Source organism: Bdellovibrio bacteriovorus (assembly GCF_001592735.1).
Taxonomy (GTDB): Bacteria; Bdellovibrionota; Bdellovibrionia; order Bdellovibrionales; family Bdellovibrionaceae; genus Bdellovibrio; species Bdellovibrio bacteriovorus_D.
The window spans coordinates 529,314-548,797 of the sequence record NZ_LUKE01000001.1; the positions used below are offsets into that span (position 1 = coordinate 529,314).

Genomic DNA, 19,484 nt, shown 5'->3' on the forward strand with positions numbered 1-19,484 from the left:
CTAACGCAATCACTCGGAAAAGTGAAATGTGAGTGTCGATATTGCCAAATACTCTGTTAGACTTATTCCTAGTGAGGTACCAAAAATGACTAAAAAACGTATCGAATGGCCGGTCTTATTGTTCATGACCATCAATCCTCTGGCGGCCGTCATTCTGACACCTATTTACTTTTATTATTACGGCTTTCAGTGGGACATCCTTGTGTTCTCGCTGGTGTTTGCCGCAGCCACAAACTTAAGTATCACGGCCGGTTATCACCGTCTGTTTTCACATAAAAGTTATGATGCGCACCCCATCGCTAAGTTTTTATTTTTGATGGTCGGCGCTTCGGCTTATCAAGGGTCTGCTTTGAAGTGGTCTTCCGATCACCGACGCCACCACACCCATATTGACGGCGAAAAAGATCCTTACAATATCAACGAAGGTTTTTGGTACGCCCACATGGGCTGGTTGTTCTTTAAGGACTCTGTAAACCAAAAAATCCATGCTCCCGATCTTGAAAAAGAGTGGATGGTAAAGTTCCAAGATCGTTACTATGTTCCGATCTCTATTTTCATGGGTTTCTTGTTCCCGATGTTTATCGGCTGGTTGATGGGTTCGGCTTTCGGTGGTTTGATCATCGGCGGGTCCTTGCGTATTGCTTTAACTCAACAAAGCACGTTCTTTGTAAACTCTTTGTGCCACACTTTGGGCAAACAAACTTATTCCAAAGAAATTTCAGCGCGCGATTCTTGGTTTGTGGCCGTTTTAACTCATGGTGAGGGTTACCATAACTTCCATCATAAGTTCCAAATCGACTATCGTAACGGGATCAAGTGGTATCACTGGGATCCCACCAAATGGGTGATCCGCTCTTTGAACTTCATCGGTCTTGCATCTAAATTGCGCCAGATTTCCAATGCGGAAATTTTAAAGGCGCGCTTGCAAGCGGAGGCTAGCGAAATGAGACAGCTAGGCTTTGCCGAAGAAAAACTTCACGCGATGCGCGAAACCATCCTGGACGCCCAAAACCGCATGAAAAAACTGCGTGAAGACTATGAACAGTTCAAAGTCGACGCCAGCAAAAAACGCGAAGAGCTTAAAGAAGCTTACGATCTGAAACTTGCCGAGCTAAGACGCGAGCTTGAGATCGCCCAGCTGGAATTCCAAATGGGACTGAAGCTTTGGAAGGTGCATTTGCGATCTGTTGAATACGTTAAAATCTAACTCGACTCTGGTCAGGGGCTCTGTCTCCTGACCCCTTTCCTTGCTACAGTAAGATCATGACACTTTGTAGATCTTTGCTGCTTATGACCCTTTTATTTTCTTTAAAAACTGGGGCTCAGGGTTGGGCTGTGGATACAAACACCGCCGACGCACTTTCTTGTGAAAATCCAACAGTCAAAAACGTGGTCAGAGTTCCCAATCTTCCTCCGGGCCGCGCGCAGGACGGCTTAGGGTTTTGCTATGCCATGGCAGTTTCTACTGTGCTTGATCATAAATATTGTCAGGCAAAGAAAATCGATTGCGTTCCTGATGTTAAGAAAATCACCGGAAAAAGTGTTAGCGAACTCACCCCCGAAGATATTAAAAAATTCAAAGATAAAATTCCCGACAACCGCGTTTCCGTCTTGGACGTCATGGCCCAAGGCCAAAGACGAAAGCTTCAAGAAGGCGGAATTCCATTTAATATTTTAATGAAGCTTCGCAAAAGTGAAAAGTTCGCTCGAGAATCCTGCGCCCCGTTTGACAAGCTTGTTTATCAAGACTGGGATCAAGTAAAACTGAAAAAAAATTTTACGTGGTGGCATGAATACGAAACATTGTACAACAACTACAAAAGTCTGCCACTCAGTGAACAGGACGAAGCTTCTTTTGTTTGCGCTCAAAAAATGTTTGAAATCTTCCCCGCACAAAAAAATGTCGCACTCATCCGAAAGGCGTTACGCAAAGACAGCTTCGGAGAGTTTATGGCCACGTTAACTGTGCCAGAGACTTGCCAAAAAAACACCTTACTGATGCCGGAATATAAAGTGAAAAAGGGCAAAGAGAATATAGCGTTAGATTTACAGGTGGACCAATTACTTCGTGAGGGAAAACCCATTATTGCCCAACACTGTGCTTTAAGCCCCAAGCGAAAACTATTTTCAAAAGAATGTGGACCACATTCTAATGTGATCGTGGCTTCGCGCACTTTGTGTTGCGGAGAAGTCTGCGAGAAACAATATCAATTGCGTGATTCCACGTTCCCAAGGATGAATAAATTTTGCTTTAAAGATGGCAAACTTATTTGTTCGACTGAAGATTCCCAAGGCTGGGAAAGCGCGGCAGAATTTCGTCGCAAAATGAAATTGTGGGAAAAGTTAGTGCGGGACGAATCTTATGACAAGGCCTATAATTCCTCTATAGTTTGGATTGAATAATGAAAAAGACATTTAAAAATCTATTTGCCATGACATTGATCGCACAAACCCCCAATGGTGAAAAACTCATCCAGATTGACTATTATAAAGAGCACAAAATTTCTGCCGAATGTGTGAAGAAAAATTGCGACGCCAAAAAAGCTTTGAAGCGTTTTCGACCCGTAGAAAGTGAATTAGGTATTGATGACTATATCAAGAATCCCTATGCCGCTATCTGCAAAAATGCAAAGGGAGTGGGGATCATCCTAAGCGATATCCAATTGAATCAGTATTATTTCTGTCATTTCAAAGACGGCTCTATGATCAGTATGGATGCGGTTCAAGTTCAATGAGGGTAACTTAAGGATATTTGTCTACATCACCTTTTACTTTAGTATCAAACAAAAAAGGGAGCTTTTAAAGCTCCCTTTTTTATTCACACTTATTAGATTCGCTTCTAAAAAACGAATGAAATTTCGTGGGCTTCATCAGGGTCGGATTTTTATTCCGTTTACAGTCTTCGATACGATACTCATCGTTGATTTTCATCATGTCTTGGAATGACGGTGAATAGCCGTTTTTCGCGTAAAACTCTTTTTCTCTGGAGTAAAGGTTTTCTTCTAATGTGTTCGCCACCGCTTCAAATTGCACCGTGGTTTTTACGGCCTCAATCGGCATATAGCGTGGCAACGTGTCTTTGAATAATCCAAAATCACGCAAAAACTTCGCCATGTGGGCACGCGTGGCATTTTTCATCGTCCAATTAAAGTTATAATCTTTTTTAATCATCCATTCGTAAACACTTTGTAAAACGGCGTCTTGCATACGCACTTGTCTTAACAAAGGTAAAAAACGATATTCCGCCACAAAATCAAATCGCGGATCGACTTCTAAATCGTAGGGTGCAAACAAAGAGGTGCCCTTCACACCCAAAGTCTTTGGATATTCTTGGTCTTTAAATTTGCTCACGGTGCTGCGATATTTCGGCACCATAAAGCGGCCACCCGAAGCTTTATCATAAGCAAAACGAATCACCTCTGAACAAAAGAACGACGAATAGTCTGCATCGTTCATTGAAAAGTCATAGCGAATACCTAAGCCTTTATCCAAAGCCCCTTGCGCGTGATCATAAATCTTACGAGCCGCCGCTTTTGCCAAAGCCGCATCGGGTTGACGATACAAAGCCACGCGGGCGTCTTCGGCGGTTCTCCATTTTTCTAGCGGAGTTACGATCACCCCGTACTGAATCAAAGCCTCAACAACGTATTTGTTGCCCTTTTTATCTTCACCGATGATGGCAAGATGTGAAAAATTACCTTCTTCATCCCCGATGCGCGCGATCATGGCGGACACATAGCTTTTCCCGCGGATGATCATGACATCGCCGCTTTTTAATTTAAAATCTTCAAACTTGGGGTTCGTCCAGGTGCTGGGTTTAGAGTTATCTAAGATGGGTTTTGGAGTATAGTTGTAAGCCTTATTTGCGACCAGCCAATCCAAAAGATATTCTTCAGAAAAACGCGCGTATTGAAAGCCCTCACGCATTTTTAAAGTACACTCACGGCTTAAGGAATTTTGCTTATCGAATTCTTGCAGTTTATCGTGCATCGCTAAGCGGATTTGGAAAATCGTGTCCATCAACTCAGGTCCGGCCGATTTAAGCATGTCGGCTTGTCGAGCATTTTTAGGAATAAAGTGATTGGCCGGTAATTTAAATAGGTAGTCCGTCACTTTGTTGATATATGTTGCGCAAGTTTGCGGATTAAAAATCTGGGGATTTGAGATGTCGTTTAGAACCTGACGACTGCCCGAAATTAATTCCTGCGTATTTGCCGGCGCACGAAATACGTCAACGGGCTTGGTTTGGCAGGAAGCTGCCATTAAACAAGTAAATCCTAAAACGATGATGTTTCTCATTGCATTTCTCCCACGAGAAACACTTCGGTTTATTTACCTTGAAAATAGAGGGCCAGCAGACATTGGTCGAGCTACTTTTTAAGACGGCTTCTGTATTCACTTTCTTCAAGAATACGAATGTCCGACTTCAATACATGTTCAGAGCCTACAAAATCCAACTTTTTCTGCTTACTGAAGTCCTTTAGCTGGAGCGCAAATCCCGTCCCTTTTAAAAGCTCTTCCGGAGTGAAGTAAAAAGGTCCTTGTTCTCGTTCTTGGGCGGTGGCCACACTAAAAACGTCATGGGCCACGTCGTATTCTAAGACTTCCACTTTTTCACCCTTACTTATGTGGGTAGGAACCATGGGAATGTCTTTTTCATTTTCGTTGGACCAATCACCAAACTTTAGGACCGGCGGTTTATCATAAGACTCTTCCGCTTTTTGATCCTTTTGGGCCCAGGCAAAAACAGAGGTCACGACAAGCATTGTGATGACAATAATTTTTTTCATTAGTTCGCTCCTCTTTGTCCACGATTCGATGATCCACGTGCAGGCCCGGACGAATTCCCACCCGGCGTGATTCCTCCGCCGTCACGACCCTCAGAAGGATCTACCGATAAACGGGCTCGATTCGCGGTACGTGCGATCTGCCTTGCGTAACCTTCAGGCTTACATTCAGGCGGCTTTTCAGCACCGGCATTACTTCCACAGCCTCGGGCCTTAGCTTCGTTACCGAAATAGTTGTATACTAAAGATCCATACCCTAACAAGCCCATGACTTTATATAATTTATCTTGAGGAACCCCGGTGCAACCTTGTGATACACCCGCCGGAAGCTTCCATTTAGAGGCGTGAATTAAAATCTGTCGACCCGCACTGCCTTGGCCACTTAAACCGGCAAGCTTTAAAGAGTTTTTACCATTATAACTTTTGCCACTATGAGGCCCCGTGATATGCATCCCCGCCGGAGTTTTCCCAGACCCGCCGGTAGAACAAGACGTCGAGCTTTCGCTTTTTGTACTGCCAGAACCATCCCCATAACTAATGTACATCGAATCAATGCACTTTCTGTTCTGGTCAAAGATGTACATCGTTTCCCGCCCTTGCCCCGAGTAATCATTGATCACAATTTTTTTACCCGATGACAGAGCCGCTGCAGGACATGATTCGGAAAAACTTTTAGCCGTTTCGTAGGCTTTTAAGACGTGAGACGGAACTGTCAAACAATCTCCGCCAGATCCCATTTCCGCACTTTCTCCACCATCATCCATATTGATCGATTTTCCGCCCCCGAACAAAGCGGCCGAATTGGCATTGCTAATGAAAAATAAAGTGACCGCAAAAAATAATAATTTTTGCATAAAGTTTAGATTCCCCCCGGGAAATATTTAGAACAGAACTAAGAATATATTTTTTATTTTCTTACACAACTCTTACGAGCTTTAATTTCAGCATCAGAAAGAGTCGCTATCTTTTTGATCTTGAATCGGCGCTTTAAAAGATCACACGGATTAGTCAAAGCTTTCTTAAGCACCGCCATTTTTTCGCCACCCTTGTTATCAGATAAAGTGGCGTCTGATTTAGCTATCGCTTCCAAGGTCACGATGGTTTCACCTTCATCAGGTAAATCAACTCCCACAAGAGAGAAAGTTTCTGTGTCCGGTCGGTATTCGTAAACGATGAACTCGCTAACTTGATCCATATCCAACGGAATCTCTCCCAGCACTTTGGGACATGTTTTGATATCTTTAGGATCTACCTTAGGTCTCACTGGACAACCCGTTTTTTTCTTTTCAAATTCGGCCACCCAGGAACCAGAGGCGTTACCCTTAGAACCTGCTAGTTCAGCCCAAGCAACCGACGAACCAATAAAAAGGACTAAAACACTGCTGAAAATCTTAATTGAGGATTTCATCGATCTCTTCCTATCTTGTTTGTCCACGGCTTTCACCGGAACCATCGCCATTGTTTTTTCTAGGTATATGCAAACCAGCACGGTCTCGTGCGGAAGTACTTGGACTTACTTTAACGTAACAAGGTTTATCCCCGGGAGGACAGTAATCTTTAGAAGTCGGGTAATCGACCCCATTGCATACTTGGATCGACTTTCCTGAAAGTCCTAAAGACTTAACTTCATCCCACTTGTTGCAAGGGACCCCAATACATGCCCAGGTCTGCTGGCCGCCACCTTGGCAATCTCGGGCTTTATGAATCCATTTTCCATATTCAGTATTCGAGGCGATCCCCATTGAAATAGCATCATAATCAAAGCTCTTCGTGTTCGTGTAGCTTTTGGTGCTATACTTCGTACCGTTCGCGCGACCCATGATACCCAATCCATTTGAAGTCTTAAGTCCCGGCATTCCGACATCCACTTTAAAACAGCTGGATCCTGAAATACACATACAACGTGCGGCGATGTCGACTTGGATAAAGCCTTTGCTGCTGCGGCAACTAGTTTCACAATTGCCGCCGCTCGAGCCCGAGAAATTCTCTGAAGTCCGTGGTGTGTAAGTTCCGTCATCAGGAAGTGTCTTAGGTCCGCCGAATAAGGCGGCCGCGTTTGCGGAGTGCATCCACCCCGAAACAAATAATATCATTATAAAGAGTCGCAGGTATTGCACTTGGTTTCCCCCCGGAAAAAGTGACGATGATCTGCCATCTTTCAAATTTTAATAGCCTGAGCTAAAGCTGCAACATCATTCGGCAAATTTACGGGCAACCAGACCTCAAACTTTTGAACACTCGGGGAACGGAACGACAGATATCAGACCTTTATCCAGCACATTTCATAAAGATACGCGTCGTCTAGAACATTTACGCCCGAAAGCAGGTTGGCGAATAATTTTTTCGGCGATGTCTCAGTATAGGACAGCCTTCATCAATTTTGCGGCAATCGGATTTTCAATCTTACGACTGGCCGAGGCCAACCAGATTTCTTCGTAAACCCCTTCCAATTCACCTAGTACAATCAGCTTTTTTTCTTTGATTAAGTCTTGCGCCGCGACTTCCGCGATCGGAATAAGTCCCACACCTTCTTGGCCTAAGAGCAACTGCAAACTGGTGTCTTGTGTTTCCGCGGTTTGATCGACGCGGATTTCGTTCATCTTAAAATAATGCTCGAGCTCACGACGCAGATGACTGTGTACGGTGGGAATAATAAAGGGCTGGCCCTCTAACGACTTTGGAAAATTCTTTTTCAGATCTTTGAACTTTGGCGCCGCACACACCACCACTTTTAGTTTCGCAATGGGTTTAGAGAAAATAGATTTCGCATCCTGTTGTGGAGGATAATTTGCCAAAAGCAGATCAATTTTATGCGCGGCTAATTCACGCAACAGCTGGCCCCCGTCACCTTCAAGGACGGACACACTGCAATTCCCCATTTTATAGGCTTGCATGATAGTTTTTAAAATAATGCTTTTAGGCACACTGTCTAAGGCGCCAATCTGCACGTGCACGCGGTTGTTGGTCAGGCGCTCTTGTAAGACCTCTACCATCTCTGAGCCTAAGTTAAAAACTTGCTCCGCATATTGATACGCAAGCTTTCCGGATTCGCTTAAATGAAGCCTTTGCTTGCGGCGTTCAAAAAGTTCTTTTCCCAAAGAGCCTTCTAGCTGTTTTAACTGTGTGCTTAAGGTCGGCTGCCCAATGCGCAAACGCTCTGCGGCTTTGGCGATGCTGCCTTCTTTGGCAATCACGTAAAAGTAATAGAGATGATGAAAATTCAGTTCCAATAGGAAATTGTCGGTCATATGTGTCACAATACACTTCTTCGTTATAAGCAATTAACTTGTTAAAGATTATCCATTTTTTAAATATCAGTAAAGAGTTTACATTGGGTCCTGGAGGCTTACTTTGGATCAAACGTTGTTATTTCCTTTTGCAGAATATTGGATGTTTTACGCAGGCTTTGTGCTTTTCGTCTTTGCGATGCTTGCATTAGATTTGGGTGTCTTTCATAAACACTCTCACACCGTGGGCTTTAAAGAAGCGACCTTATGGTCCATTGCCTGGGTGAGCTTAGCCATGATCTTTAACGTCTTGTTATGGCTGTACGCCAGTAACAAGTTTGGCGACGTCTTAGGAAAACAGGTCGCCTTAGAGTTTCTCACCGGCTACGTGATCGAAAAATCACTCTCGGTGGATAACATCTTCGTTTTCGTCATCGTTTTCAGTTTCTTCGGCGTTCCCACCAAATATCAACACCGGGTTTTATTCTTCGGCATCTTAGGGGCGTTGTTCTTCCGTGCGATCTTTATCGCTCTTGGCGCCGTACTTATGCAGTACCAAGCGGTGGTCATGATCTTCGGGGTCTTCTTGATTATTACTGGGATTAAAATGGTCTTCTCGAACGAAGGTTCCATGGATCCCTCGCAAAACTGGCTGATCAAATTTATGCGCAAACATATCCGCGTGACTGATAAAATGCATGAAGATCATTTCTTTGTGAAAGAAAAAGGCCTGCTTTACGCGACTCCTCTGTTTATCGCCTTGGTGTTCTTAGAGTTCACGGATGTGATCTTTGCCATCGATTCGGTTCCGGCTATTTTTGCCATCACAAAAGAACCGCTGCTGGTATTTACCTCCAACATCTTTGCCATCTTGGGCTTGCGCTCTTTGTACTTCTTGTTAGCGGGTGTCGTCGACAAGTTCCACTTGCTCAAATATGGCCTGGCAGCAACGCTGGTGTTTGTGGGTTTAAAAATGGTTTGGTTAAACAAACTGTTCGATGGCCACTTCCCGACAACGTGGTCATTGGGTCTCATTGCTTTATTTATCGGTGGATCTATCGCAGCTTCGTTGTTATTCCCTAAGAAGAACGACGAAACCCCAAAACCGCCGATCACGCCCATCTAAAGATCGGTTTTTTACAAAGCCATTACGATTCCTTCAGTGATGAAAACGAACGTAATGGCTTTCAGTTAGTTTTTTGTCTTTTTCCTCGTCCGCACTGGACAACACTCCTCGATACTCGACATAATAAATACAGACATAGGTGGAAGGACTCGCCGATGAGGTCTTTCACCGCTTTATATTAGGAGGAAGACTTATGACGACCCGCAGACTCTTCTTTGCACTGAATGCCACGGACCCCTTGGCTGAAAGCTTCCTTCCGACTTTAAAAAAGCTCAAAATCAATGCCGATAAAAAAGAAATGAATATGAAATGGGTTCCACCCACCAACTTTCATATCACGGTCACCTTTATTGGCGACACCGACGTCAATGAAATCCCTAAAATCCAAGAGGCCTTAGAGGACACCTGCAAAGTCTTTAATCCCTTTGATCTCAAGATTGAAGACATGGGTGCTTTTTCCTCTGAACACGAAGCACGTGTCATCTGGTTGGGGGTGCAGAATAAAAGATACTTGAATGAGCTTAAGCAAGAACTGGATCGCAACTTGGCTGAACGCGGTGTCACCATGGCGATGGAGCTGCGCGAGTTTGTACCGCATTTAACTATTGGACGCCTACGCAATCCAAAGAGTGTTAAAGATATGATTTCACCATTTAAACGGAAGAGCTTTGGAAAATTGCATGTGAATGAAGTGGTGCTGTATGAATCACACCTGCATGGCAACTTCCCCGTTTACACACCGATCTTTCGTTGTCAGTTGGCCGAAGAAACAGAAAGCCTCTTGGAGCTATCGGCCTCCTTCTAATCTCATTAATTCGATCTGAGACATTTTTGACCCAATTACTCTTGCTAATTGGGTCAAAAAATGATCCAATTAAGTTAACTAATTGGGTCAGGATAGTTATGATGAAGAAATATATTTGGCAGAACCCCAAATGGCCCCACTTCATTTGGAAAGCCGAAGAGCTTATTTTTTTACTTTCTGAAGCCCGAAAACTCCAAGGACAGCTGATAGCTCAAGCAGACTTATTGCGGTTAAAGGACCAGGCTTCCTTGATGGCCGAGGAAGCTTTAAACACCTCCGCCATTGAAGGTGAAAAGTTAGACATCCAATCGTTGCGATCTTCTATTGCCAAACGGCTTCATCTTAATTCAAAAAAAACTCAAACCATCCATTCAGAACAAACTGACGGTATTGTAGAAGTTCTTATTGATGCCACGTCTAATTACGACAAAAATCTCTCCCTTGATCGAATCAACAAATGGCATCTCGAACTTTTAGGCCATTCTAAAAATTTTAAAGAACTTGAAATCGGCTCCATTCGAACTTCTAACGAGCCCATGCAAGTCATATCTGGAAGCTTTGAAAAAGCCATCATCCATTTTGAAGCTCCACCGGCGATGCTTCTGTCAAAAGAGCTAAAAACATTTATTGAGTGGTGGCACCAAGATCAAAAAATAGATGGAATTTTACGTGCGGGAATTGCGCACTTGTGGTTTGTAACTATACATCCCTATGATGACGGGAATGGCCGCATATCTCGCGCATTGACCGAAATGGCCTTAGCTCAAGACGAAAAAACCGGCCGCCGACTTTATAGCATTTCCACACAAATTCTGAAGGAACGATCGCAATATTACAAGATACTCGAGCAGACTCAAAAGTCGGACATGGATATAACCAGGTGGCTGCAATGGTTTTTAGAAATTTTGATAAAAGCATTCACCCAATCACAATCCCTGATAAAAAAATCTCACTACCTTTCAATGTTTTGGCACAAGGCCGAGACCGAAGCTCTTAATGAGCGCCAACGGAAAGTTTTAAAAAAGATGTTAGAGAGTGAGCCCGAAGGTTTTTTGGGCGGCATGACCAATAAGAAATATGTGAGTATTACGGGAACTAGTCGCGAATCTGCAAAACGGGATTTATCCGAACTAGAATCAAAAGGCCTTTTGAATCTTGAAGGTAAAGGGCGATCGGTTCGCTATCACCTGGCCGTTCATCATAAGCTAAAGTAGGGCACCTGATTCCAGGTGCCCCTTTAAACTAGTGACGACCGTCCCAAGCACGGCCTGAAAGGTGCACGATCATAGTGTCATTCGCCACCCAAAGGCGAAGTTGACCATAATGATTGCCACTCATACGAGGTGCGTATGAAGCGCGAATGATGCAACGCTGACCTGGGAAAAGCAACGACGGACAGTTCGTATCACCGCCAAAAAAGCGGCCATTAATACTCAAACCCCGCACCTGCAACGGGAAGCGGCCCGCTTGCAAAACGAAATCTGTATAGCGACGTTGCCCCACCCATACGCGACCGAAATCATAACTGCGTGAATAGTTTCTGTCCGGCTGAACTTCTGAAGTTTGCGCGGCAAAACCATCATCACTCGAAGTGATTGTGTAATCAGTTTCCGCGTTTGCGAAAAATGGTGCCGCTAAAATGCTAAGAATAAGAATCAGTTTTTTCATGGTTAAATCCCCCTATAAAAGAATTCTGAAACTCTTAAAGGTATCTCGCAAATAAAAAAGGGAGTCTTACGACTCCCTCATAAAAACCCTTATATTTAACACAAGTCCGCGGACTAGATTCCTGACTTATGTCTTTCTTCATCGTCGACATGCGTCTGGATCCCACCTTTAAGATTAGGACGGTAAGCCAGATAGTTGATATCGTAAATAAAGTTAGCACCGTTCACGCCTGGAGTCTGCCATTCAGGTCCCAAACGAACTGCGTCCACGGGACAAGCTTCTTCACAGAAACCGCAGAATACGCAACGAAGAATATCGATCTCATAATTGATCGGATATTTTTCAACGGAGGGATCATTATGTTCAGCCGCCACGATTTTAATACATTCCGCCGGACAGTTGGTCGCGCACAACATGCAAGCCGTGCAGCGAAGTGAACCGTCTTTTTTAACTGTTAGAACGTGGTTGCCCTTGAATCTTGGAGAGTATTCATACTTTTCCTCTGGATAATTCAAGGTCATCATTTTCTTTTGGTTAAACAAGTTTTTCAGCAAGTGCTTCATGGTGATCGCTAGACCACCCAGAATACCCGGTAAATACCACTTTGATTTTTCCGAGTTGTTTTGCATTACACTCATAGGCTACCTCTTCTGAACACGAACTCATTCTTTTTACGAGCTTCCAAAGCCACTTGGTCTGGGCGTTGGTTGTTTGGCAAGAATGGCTGAGCCGTTGTCGGGATCGCCAAGTTTTTACCAGCCAATAATAAAGCCGCTTCCGTTAAAGTCAGAGCTTCAGAAACAACCGTCGTTACTTTTTTGATCTTTTGCTCAAGACCCGAGAAGTTCACGAACGTTCCGTCTTTTTCGACGAAAGTTTTTAATGGGATCAACCAAACATTGCCAGTTAACGCTGACAACGCTTCATGTTTTCCAGATTGCAACCAGATCAAGTTTTGAGCTTTTGAAAGCTCTTTGACTTTATCATTGATGTCAGGGAACACGGCTTGGTTTTCAGGACCCGCAACCACCACGGTTTTCACGCTGCCTGAAGAAAGACCTTGAGAAAGATCTGCCCAAGTACCGGTAACACCGTATTTTTCCATAACTCGCAAAAGACCTTTCGTGTTTGGATTTTTATCTCCACGATAAAGAAGTCCATCGAAGCTATCGAAAGTTTCTTTATTGTTAATCCAGAAATAGATCTTTTTAGTTTTAAACTCTTCCACAAAAGTTTTGATGATCGCTTCGTACTCTTCAACCGTGTACTGAGCCGTCAAAACAAGGGCCAAAGAATCGCCGGAAGTGTTTTTCAAAACTTCGCCCGCGCTTTTCGCCGCCGCACCGGGAGCCATTTCTGACCAACCAGAAGCGCCACGAACCATACCTTTCACCAAACGAGCTTCACGGTTTACGAATTTATACGCATTACGACCGCTATCACACATCCAGTGACCGTTTACTTGTTCGTTGTAAACAGGCTTGATACGGAAAAGACCTTCTTTATTGTAGAATACTTTGATGTTGCAACCTGTTGAGCAACCGTTACAAACACTGTCGCCATCTTTGAGATACCACACGCGTTGGCGGAAGCGGAAATCTTTCGATGTCAACGCACCCACCGGGCAGATATCCACGGTGTTCAAAGAGTAATTGTTATTCAGCTCAACACCTTCATGGCAGCCGATCTCAGAACGGTCACCACGATTGAAGATACCTAATTCATTAGTTTTAGATACTTCTTCAGTGAAACGAACACAGCGCGAACACAAAATACATCTTTCAGAATCCAGAACCACGGTCGGTCCAAGATCCACAACCTTGTGCTTTTTAACTTTCGCTTCCGCCATTTCTGGGTCGTACTTGCCGTATTCCATGTACTGATCTTGCAAACCGCACTCACCAGCTTGGTCACAGATCGGACAATCCAACGGATGGTTGATAAGATGGAAATCAAGGCCCCATTTAACAGCATCACGTACTTTTTCAGACGTGTTGTTGATCTTCATGCCTTCAGTCACCATCGTGTTACATGCGATCTGTACGCGTGGATTTCCTTCAATCTCCACCATACATAAGCGACAAACACCGGCGACCGACAATCCTGGATGCCAGCAATAGTGCGCGATACGATCGCCCGACTGTTGCATGGCTTCGATGATCGACGTGCCTTCTTTTACTTCGACTTCTTTGCCATTAATGGTGCATTTCGGCATATGTCGTTCCTTTTACTTTCGAACGTCCTTCACGAACGTAGAATTCAAATTCATCTCTAAATTTAGTTACAAAACTTAACACAGGCAAAGCCGCCGCGTCTGAAAGAGCACAGATCGTTTTACCTTTCATGTTATCAGCAACCTTGATCAACAAGTCGATGTCTTGAAGACGTCCACGGCCTTCCAAGATCGAATGAAGAATCTTATTTAACCACCCCGTTCCTTCACGGCACGGAGTACACTGACCGCAAGACTCATGGGCATAGAAGTGAGTTAAAACTCCCAACATATCCACCATACATTGAGAATCATCCATCACGATGATCGCCCCAGAACCAAGCATGGTTCCTAGTCCCGCCAAAGATTCATAATCTAGGTTTGCTTTAGCGACTTCTTCGGCCGTCAAAACCGGAGCAGAAGATCCCCCCGGAATCACCGCTTTCAGTTTGCGACCGGGTTTCATACCGCCGCACTCTTTCATGATGATATCCATCAATGGGTAACCCAACGGAACTTCGAAGTTGCCTGGGTTCACAACGTTCCCCGAAACAGAGAATAATTTTGTTCCTGCTGATTTTTCAGTTCCGTATTTGCGATAAACTTGGGCGCCATCACGAATGATGTAAGTGACTGCTGCCAAAGTTTCCACGTTATTTACGATGGTAGGCTTACGAAGGTAACCTTGAACCGCTGGGAATGGCGGTTTTAATTTGGGCTGACCTTTAAGACCTTCCAATGAAGAAATCATCCCGGTTTCTTCGCCACAGATGTAAGCACCAGCTCCACGGTAAACATCTAAATCAAAATCAAAACCTGATCCCAAGATATTTTTACCTAAAAGGCCCGCATCATAAGCTTCTTTCAATGCTTTTTCTAAGCATTGGATCGGGTAAACGTATTCACCCCGAACATAGATGTAGCCTTTTTTCGAACCAATCGCGAAAGCAGAAATGATCATACCTTCAATCAATTGATGAGGAGCACGCTCCATCATCATGCGGTCTTTGAAAGTTCCAGGCTCCCCTTCATCCGCATTACACAACAAATAACGAGGTTCATTATTTTTGGGCAGAAAGCCCCACTTCATACCCGTCGGGAAACCCGCACCACCACGACCACGCAATCCTGAAGCTTTCACTTCGTCGATGATTTGCTGAGGTTGCATCTTGAAAACTTTATGCAAAGTCTCGTAGCCGCCTTTAGCTTTGTAACCTGCTAAAGTTTGGTATTCGGGCAAATGATAGAATTCGGTTAATACTTTTGATTCAGCCATTACTTCATCCCTCTGAGAAGGTTCATCGCCGTCTCTGGAGTCAATTTCTCGTGATACTTATCATTCACTTGCATCATGGGCGCGGTTCCACACGAACCTAAGCACTCAACACGGCTGACAGTGAAACGACCATCTGCAGTCACTTCGTTTAATTTCACACCCAGCTCGTGGCAGATGTGATTTGAAAGTTCACGACCGCCTTCAAGCGCGCAAGAAATATTCGTGCACACTTGAACGTGGTATTTACCCACCGGCTTTTGATTGAACATCGTGTAGAATTTGAAAACTTCATTGATACGCGCTTCAGGAATTTCCATTACTTTAGCTAAGTAAGTGATCATCTCTGGAGTGATGAATCCTTTGTTTTCTTTTTGTGCAATATAAAGACTTGGAATGATCGCCGATTCCTTAGCTTCGTAACGAGCTAGTTCTTTCTTAACGTTCTGCAAGCCTTGTTCTGAAAGTGTAAACATATTAACGATCCAATTCCCCAGCGATAAGGTTCATAGAAGCGATAGTCGCGATGGCGTCAGCAAGCTGCGCACCTTTCACTACTGTCGGATAAGACTGATAAATCGCAAAGCAAGGTGGACGAACTTTCAAACGATACGGATTCGCAGAGCCATCTGAAACCAGGTAAAAACCCAGCTCTCCGTTGGCTGCTTCCGTGGCGTCGTAAACTTCACCCACCGGAGGACGAAGACCTTTAATGATCAACATAAAGTGATTCATCAAACCTTCGATGTTTCCGTAAACGTCTTTTTTCTCTGGCAGAACGATGCCTTTATCGCGGATCGTGTAATCCCCGCCTGGAACGTTTTTGCAGACTTGTTCGATGATACGAACAGACTGACGCATTTCTTCAAAACGCACCAAGTAACGATCATAGATATCGCCCGATGTTCCCACCGGAACATCAAAGTCTAAAGCATCATAACCATAATAAGGTTGAGCTTTACGCAAATCCAAGTTCACACCTGAAGCGCGTAACAACGGCCCCGTATAGCCCCATTGAATCGCATCTTGAGCCGAAACGGGACAAATACCACGAGTACGGTTGATGAAGATCTTATTGTCGACAACCATCGACGCCATTTCATCCGTGCCTTTGCGAATTTCTTTACAAAGAGCAAGGACCTCATCAAACCAACCCTCCGGCGCATCTTGAGCCATACCACCGACGCGAGTCATGGATACCGTCAAACGAGCTCCGCAAAGTTTTTCAAATAGGCCGTAAGTTTTTTCACGCAGACCAAACATATAGAAGAAGCTTGTTAAAGCCCCCAAGTCCATCGCGCCCGTACCGATCGCGATCGTATGATCGATGATACGAGAAAGCTCGGCCAAGATAACACGCATGGCTTGCGCTTTTGGCGGGATTTCAACGCCCAACAAACGCTCCACCGCTTTACAGTAGCCAATGTTATTCATCGGGGCTGAGCAGTAGTTCAAACGATCGGTGTAAGGAATAACCTGGTTGTACGGATGAGTTTCCGCCATTTTTTCAAAACAACGGTGAAGGTAGCCGATTTCATTGTTACAACGAACAATCGTCTCGCCATCCATTTCAGCCATAACCCTTAAGGTGCCGTGCATCGCTGTATGGGCCGGGCCGATGTTCAAAGGAACATATTTTTCATTCAACACATCACCTGGAGAACCCGGCTCGTTATTGAAGTGAATTGGCATCGACGTCGTGCAAGCTTGTTGCAAGTTCGCATCGTAATCTTTGCGCAGTGGATGGCCCACAAATTGATGGTGAGTCAAGATACGGCGCAAATTCATATGACCATCGAATTTAATCCCGAACATGTCATAAGCTTCACGTTCAAACCAGTCCGCACCACGGTAAGCCGGGATCGCGGTTCCGATAGACTCATTTTCGCCCACTTGCGCTTTTACGCGCAGACGTGAAGAGTCTTTGGAAGAAAAAAGATGATAAACAACGTCGAAACGTTTCGCGCGATTTGGATAATCCACACCACACACGTCCATCAAGAAATCAAAGGCACCACTGTCGTGAAGGTACTTCAACAACGCCGGCACATCTTCTTTTGGAACTTCAAGAACATCGTCACCCACGGCGTGGATGAATTTATAGTTCTCGATTTTAAATTTTCCCTGAAGGGATTGTTTTAAAGTCTCAAGCTTGTTCATATGGATTTTTCCAGTTGTCTTTCCAAGGACGCGGTTGATGAGTCGCGATCATACGTTGCAAGGCCATGATACCGTCCATAACAGCTTCCGGAGTTGGAGGGCATCCAGGGATGTAAACATCGACAGGGATGACTTTATCAACACCTTGAAGAACGTGATAAGCACGATAAAAACCACCTGAACTTGCACACGCTCCCATAGAGATCACGTATTTTGGTTCAAGCATTTGTTGGTAGATACGAGTAATAACTGGAGCCATTTTTTCCGTGATCGTTCCCGCAACAACAAGCAAGTCTGCTTGGCGTGGAGAGAAGCGGGCCACCTCGGCACCGAAGCGCGCAAGATCATATTTTGGTCCCATCACCGACATGAATTCGATACCGCAACAAGCAGTACCGTATGGCATCGGCCATAGTGAATTCTTACGTCCCCAAGCCACTATAGCGTCTAGTTTCGTGGTGAACGCAATATCGCGTGACATATCATCGATGGCTTGAGTTCCCTCAGCCCCGTGTTCATTTTGCATAGAAACACCTCTGCAATTTCATTTAGCTATCATTAAGTAGTTACTGAAAATCCGCAATCCTGACAACTAGATAAGTGCGATGTTGCGGTCTCGAGATTTCTTCAACGCACCTTTCCAAATTCGAGCGATTCCGTTGCTTATCTCGATGACTCACTTTTACACTTTAATTTGCGCTCTAAAAAGGGGACCAAGGCCGAGATTTCTTGGCTCGTCTTGAGAGTGGAAATCATCTTCGAGGGGGAACATCGATGAAAAAAACCATGCAGTACGTGAGCTCGGCTATTTTTGCGAGCTGCCTAATGGCAGGAACCGCACAAGCCAACGGAAAAAAACAAGATTTGCTTGTTAAACTCGCACCGGGATTCGTTGAATTCCAAATGGCGGGTGCGAAAGTCGAGAAATTGACGGAAACGTGGGTGCGCGTTCAGGCCCCTCGCGGAGTCAGCATTCAATCTTTAGAAAGAAACTCTGCGGTTGAGTATGTTCAACCGAACTATAAAATCACTTTGATGGAGGACTACTCCATTCAAGACCCTCTTCGCAAAGCCGCTTTAGCAAAAATGTTGTCTCGCAATCCTGAAGTTGGAACTTTGGCTAAAGTGGACAACCCTGCGATTCCTGACGCTCCGCAATCTACTTCGGGTGCAGATCCTCTTTTTGCTCAACAATGGGGCATGAAAGACATCGGCGTGATCGACGCTTGGAAAGTGACTCGCGGAAATCCAGACATGGTTGTGGCCGTGATCGATACGGGTGTTGATTACACGCACGAAGATCTTTTGCCCAACTTATGGAGAAACGCCGGCGAAATTCCAAACAACGGTATCGATGACGACAATAACGGTTACATCGACGACGTGATTGGCTGGGACTTTGTTTCTAATGATAACAAACCTTATGACTTGGCGATGGAACCCATCGACATCCTATTTAAAGGTGGAAATCCAGGTCACGGCACTCACTGCGCGGGTAATGTCGCCGCTCGCGGAAATAACGGCAAAGGTATTGCCGGCGTGGCTCCGGATGTAAAAATCATGTCATTGCGTTTTATCTCTGAAAAAGGTCAAGGCACCACGGCCGATGCTATCAAAGCCATTCGTTACGCTGTTGATAACGGCGCAAAAATCATGAGCAACTCTTGGGGCTCTGAAGGTGAAGAAGCGGGCGCTCCAGAAAACCAAGCTTTGCGCGACACGGTTCAATATGCGCAAGACAATGGCGTTCTTTTCATCGCGGCGGCAGGCAATGGTCACAAAGGTGTTGGTTACGACAATGACAACGATGCAGCTCCAGCCTACCCCGCGTCTTACAACCACGACATCATCGTGTCGGTTGCGGCTCTTGATTCCTCAGACAAATTGGGATCTTTCTCTAACTGGGGTGTTACTTCCGTAGACATCGGCGCTCCGGGTGTGAAAGTTTTTTCGACTGTTGTTGAGCAAGGTTATTCGGATGTGGTTATCGATAAGTATGGCTTCAAAGCCACTTGGGATGGAACTTCCATGGCGACTCCGCACGTGGCGGGGGCGGCAGCCCTTTACTGGTCAGCACATCCAGAAAAAACTTGGCAAGACGTGAAAGCGGCGCTGTTAGGTTCAGCTAAAAAGATTCCGGCTTTGAATAACAAAGTGGTTTCTCACGGTAAACTTGATGTGAAAGCTCTTTTAAATTTCTAATTGTTTTTAAAATTTAGAAAATAA

General features: G+C 44.7%; 20 protein-coding genes. 7 read left to right on the forward strand and 13 right to left on the reverse strand.

Annotated elements, in window-relative coordinates:
- Window positions 1-85 precede the first annotated feature (85 nt).
- From AZI86_RS02545 to AZI86_RS02555, 3 genes are read left to right on the forward strand one after another with little or no spacing between them, the layout of a single operon-like run.
- Entirely contained in the window at window positions 86-1,207 is a 1,122-nt protein-coding gene (locus tag AZI86_RS02545) for a fatty acid desaturase (RefSeq protein ID WP_061833526.1), read from the forward strand.
- Between the two features lie 56 nt (window positions 1,208-1,263).
- Window positions 1,264-2,403: a hypothetical protein gene (locus tag AZI86_RS02550; RefSeq protein WP_157684608.1), complete on the forward strand. Its 1,140-nt coding sequence runs from the start codon at window positions 1,264-1,266 to the stop codon at window positions 2,401-2,403.
- Window positions 2,403-2,735: a hypothetical protein gene (locus AZI86_RS02555; RefSeq protein ID WP_061833528.1), complete on the forward strand. Its 333-nt coding sequence runs from the start codon at window positions 2,403-2,405 to the stop codon at window positions 2,733-2,735. Before AZI86_RS02550 ends, AZI86_RS02555 begins: the two co-directional genes overlap by 1 nt.
- Window positions 2,736-2,814: 79 nt before the next feature.
- On the opposite strand, the gene AZI86_RS02560 is transcribed toward AZI86_RS02555, so the two are convergent.
- The 6 genes from AZI86_RS02560 to AZI86_RS02585 all read right to left on the reverse strand — a co-directional run bounded on the left by AZI86_RS02560 (window position 2,815) and on the right by AZI86_RS02585 (window position 8,017).
- Window positions 2,815-4,299 carry a YiiX/YebB-like N1pC/P60 family cysteine hydrolase gene (locus AZI86_RS02560; protein WP_061833529.1) on the reverse strand — a complete coding sequence of 495 codons (1,485 nt, stop codon included), beginning with the start codon at window positions 4,297-4,299 and terminating at the stop codon, window positions 2,815-2,817.
- Window positions 4,300-4,370: 71 nt separating this feature from the next.
- Window positions 4,371-4,790, reverse strand: coding sequence for a hypothetical protein (locus tag AZI86_RS02565; protein WP_061833530.1), 420 nt, complete (start codon window positions 4,788-4,790; stop codon window positions 4,371-4,373).
- Complete coding sequence (locus AZI86_RS02570; protein ID WP_061833531.1) at window positions 4,790-5,641, reverse strand: murein L,D-transpeptidase catalytic domain-containing protein; 852 nt, start codon at window positions 5,639-5,641, stop codon at window positions 4,790-4,792. Before AZI86_RS02570 ends, AZI86_RS02565 begins: the two co-directional genes overlap by 1 nt.
- A 53-nt stretch (window positions 5,642-5,694) precedes the next feature.
- Window positions 5,695-6,195, reverse strand: a complete 501-nt coding sequence (locus AZI86_RS02575) for a hypothetical protein (protein WP_061833532.1) — start codon at window positions 6,193-6,195, stop codon at window positions 5,695-5,697.
- Window positions 6,196-6,205: 10 nt separating this feature from the next.
- A complete protein-coding gene (locus tag AZI86_RS02580) occupies window positions 6,206-6,880 on the reverse strand; it encodes a hypothetical protein (protein WP_172797992.1) in 675 nt (224 codons plus the stop codon).
- A 261-nt stretch (window positions 6,881-7,141) separates the two neighbouring features.
- The gene (locus tag AZI86_RS02585; protein ID WP_253715601.1) at window positions 7,142-8,017 is read right to left on the reverse strand and encodes a LysR family transcriptional regulator; all 876 of its coding nucleotides are present in this window, start codon (window positions 8,015-8,017) and stop codon (window positions 7,142-7,144) included.
- A gap of 121 nt (window positions 8,018-8,138) precedes the next feature.
- Between AZI86_RS02585 and AZI86_RS02590 the strand changes: the two genes are divergently transcribed.
- The 3 genes from AZI86_RS02590 to AZI86_RS02600 all read left to right on the forward strand — a co-directional run bounded on the left by AZI86_RS02590 (window position 8,139) and on the right by AZI86_RS02600 (window position 11,159).
- Window positions 8,139-9,140 (forward strand): TerC family protein, encoded by a 1,002-nt coding sequence (locus AZI86_RS02590; protein ID WP_253715603.1) that lies wholly within the window; start codon window positions 8,139-8,141, stop codon window positions 9,138-9,140.
- A gap of 193 nt (window positions 9,141-9,333) precedes the next feature.
- Entirely contained in the window at window positions 9,334-9,945 is a 612-nt protein-coding gene (thpR, locus tag AZI86_RS02595) for an RNA 2',3'-cyclic phosphodiesterase (protein ID WP_061833535.1), read from the forward strand.
- A gap of 98 nt (window positions 9,946-10,043) precedes the next feature.
- A complete protein-coding gene (locus AZI86_RS02600) occupies window positions 10,044-11,159 on the forward strand; it encodes a Fic family protein (protein ID WP_081111761.1) in 1,116 nt (371 codons plus the stop codon).
- A 28-nt stretch (window positions 11,160-11,187) separates the two neighbouring features.
- Here AZI86_RS02600 and AZI86_RS02605 read toward each other — a convergent pair whose 3' ends face one another.
- The 7 genes from AZI86_RS02605 to AZI86_RS02635 all read right to left on the reverse strand — a co-directional run bounded on the left by AZI86_RS02605 (window position 11,188) and on the right by AZI86_RS02635 (window position 17,784).
- The gene (locus AZI86_RS02605) at window positions 11,188-11,613 is read right to left on the reverse strand and encodes a hypothetical protein (RefSeq protein ID WP_061833537.1); all 426 of its coding nucleotides are present in this window, start codon (window positions 11,611-11,613) and stop codon (window positions 11,188-11,190) included.
- 113 nt (window positions 11,614-11,726) lie between these two features.
- Window positions 11,727-12,251, reverse strand: a complete 525-nt coding sequence (locus AZI86_RS02610) for a NuoI/complex I 23 kDa subunit family protein (protein WP_061833538.1) — start codon at window positions 12,249-12,251, stop codon at window positions 11,727-11,729.
- On the reverse strand, window positions 12,248-13,828 hold the full coding sequence (locus tag AZI86_RS02615; protein WP_061833539.1) for a 2Fe-2S iron-sulfur cluster-binding protein: 1,581 nt from the start codon (window positions 13,826-13,828) through the stop codon (window positions 12,248-12,250). Before AZI86_RS02615 ends, AZI86_RS02610 begins: the two co-directional genes overlap by 4 nt.
- Window positions 13,809-15,101, reverse strand: a complete 1,293-nt coding sequence (nuoF, locus tag AZI86_RS02620; protein ID WP_061833540.1) for an NADH-quinone oxidoreductase subunit NuoF — start codon at window positions 15,099-15,101, stop codon at window positions 13,809-13,811. The genes AZI86_RS02615 and nuoF overlap by 20 nt, the downstream gene beginning before the upstream one ends.
- Entirely contained in the window at window positions 15,101-15,574 is a 474-nt protein-coding gene (locus AZI86_RS02625; RefSeq protein WP_061833541.1) for a complex I 24 kDa subunit family protein, read from the reverse strand. The genes nuoF and AZI86_RS02625 overlap by 1 nt, the downstream gene beginning before the upstream one ends.
- Before the next feature lies 1 nt (window position 15,575).
- Complete coding sequence (gene nuoD / locus AZI86_RS02630) at window positions 15,576-17,258, reverse strand: NADH dehydrogenase (quinone) subunit D (protein WP_061833542.1); 1,683 nt, start codon at window positions 17,256-17,258, stop codon at window positions 15,576-15,578.
- Window positions 17,245-17,784, reverse strand: coding sequence for an NADH-quinone oxidoreductase subunit B (locus AZI86_RS02635; protein ID WP_061833543.1), 540 nt, complete (start codon window positions 17,782-17,784; stop codon window positions 17,245-17,247). The genes nuoD and AZI86_RS02635 overlap by 14 nt, the downstream gene beginning before the upstream one ends.
- Before the next feature lie 248 nt (window positions 17,785-18,032).
- On the opposite strand from AZI86_RS02635, the gene AZI86_RS02640 reads away from it, so the two are divergent.
- Window positions 18,033-19,460 carry a S8 family peptidase gene (locus AZI86_RS02640; protein ID WP_061833544.1) on the forward strand — a complete coding sequence of 476 codons (1,428 nt, stop codon included), beginning with the start codon at window positions 18,033-18,035 and terminating at the stop codon, window positions 19,458-19,460.
- Window positions 19,461-19,484 lie beyond the last annotated feature (24 nt).

What these genes read in the sequence shown, in the direction of transcription:
- AZI86_RS02625 (WP_061833541.1), bottom strand. Translation starts at nt 15,574, where the DNA reads ATGTTTACACTTTCAGAACAAGGCTTGCAGAACGTTAAGAAAGAACTA.
- AZI86_RS02555 (WP_061833528.1), top strand. Translation starts at nt 2,403, where the DNA reads ATGAAAAAGACATTTAAAAATCTATTTGCCATGACATTGATCGCACAA.
- thpR (WP_061833535.1), top strand. Translation starts at nt 9,334, where the DNA reads ATGACGACCCGCAGACTCTTCTTTGCACTGAATGCCACGGACCCCTTG.
- AZI86_RS02640 (WP_061833544.1), top strand. Translation starts at nt 18,033, where the DNA reads ATGAAAAAAACCATGCAGTACGTGAGCTCGGCTATTTTTGCGAGCTGC.
- AZI86_RS02615 (WP_061833539.1), bottom strand. Translation starts at nt 13,828, where the DNA reads ATGCCGAAATGCACCATTAATGGCAAAGAAGTCGAAGTAAAAGAAGGC.
- AZI86_RS02560 (WP_061833529.1), bottom strand. Translation starts at nt 4,299, where the DNA reads ATGAGAAACATCATCGTTTTAGGATTTACTTGTTTAATGGCAGCTTCC.
- AZI86_RS02570 (WP_061833531.1), bottom strand. Translation starts at nt 5,641, where the DNA reads ATGCAAAAATTATTATTTTTTGCGGTCACTTTATTTTTCATTAGCAAT.
- nuoF (WP_061833540.1), bottom strand. Translation starts at nt 15,101, where the DNA reads ATGGCTGAATCAAAAGTATTAACCGAATTCTATCATTTGCCCGAATAC.
- AZI86_RS02565 (WP_061833530.1), bottom strand. Translation starts at nt 4,790, where the DNA reads ATGAAAAAAATTATTGTCATCACAATGCTTGTCGTGACCTCTGTTTTT.
- AZI86_RS02610 (WP_061833538.1), bottom strand. Translation starts at nt 12,251, where the DNA reads ATGAGTGTAATGCAAAACAACTCGGAAAAATCAAAGTGGTATTTACCG.
- AZI86_RS02550 (WP_157684608.1), top strand. Translation starts at nt 1,264, where the DNA reads ATGACACTTTGTAGATCTTTGCTGCTTATGACCCTTTTATTTTCTTTA.
- AZI86_RS02575 (WP_061833532.1), bottom strand. Translation starts at nt 6,195, where the DNA reads ATGAAATCCTCAATTAAGATTTTCAGCAGTGTTTTAGTCCTTTTTATT.
- AZI86_RS02605 (WP_061833537.1), bottom strand. Translation starts at nt 11,613, where the DNA reads ATGAAAAAACTGATTCTTATTCTTAGCATTTTAGCGGCACCATTTTTC.
- AZI86_RS02545 (WP_061833526.1), top strand. Translation starts at nt 86, where the DNA reads ATGACTAAAAAACGTATCGAATGGCCGGTCTTATTGTTCATGACCATC.
- nuoD (WP_061833542.1), bottom strand. Translation starts at nt 17,258, where the DNA reads ATGAACAAGCTTGAGACTTTAAAACAATCCCTTCAGGGAAAATTTAAA.
- AZI86_RS02600 (WP_081111761.1), top strand. Translation starts at nt 10,044, where the DNA reads ATGATGAAGAAATATATTTGGCAGAACCCCAAATGGCCCCACTTCATT.
- AZI86_RS02635 (WP_061833543.1), bottom strand. Translation starts at nt 17,784, where the DNA reads ATGCAAAATGAACACGGGGCTGAGGGAACTCAAGCCATCGATGATATG.
- AZI86_RS02580 (WP_172797992.1), bottom strand. Translation starts at nt 6,880, where the DNA reads ATGATATTATTTGTTTCGGGGTGGATGCACTCCGCAAACGCGGCCGCC.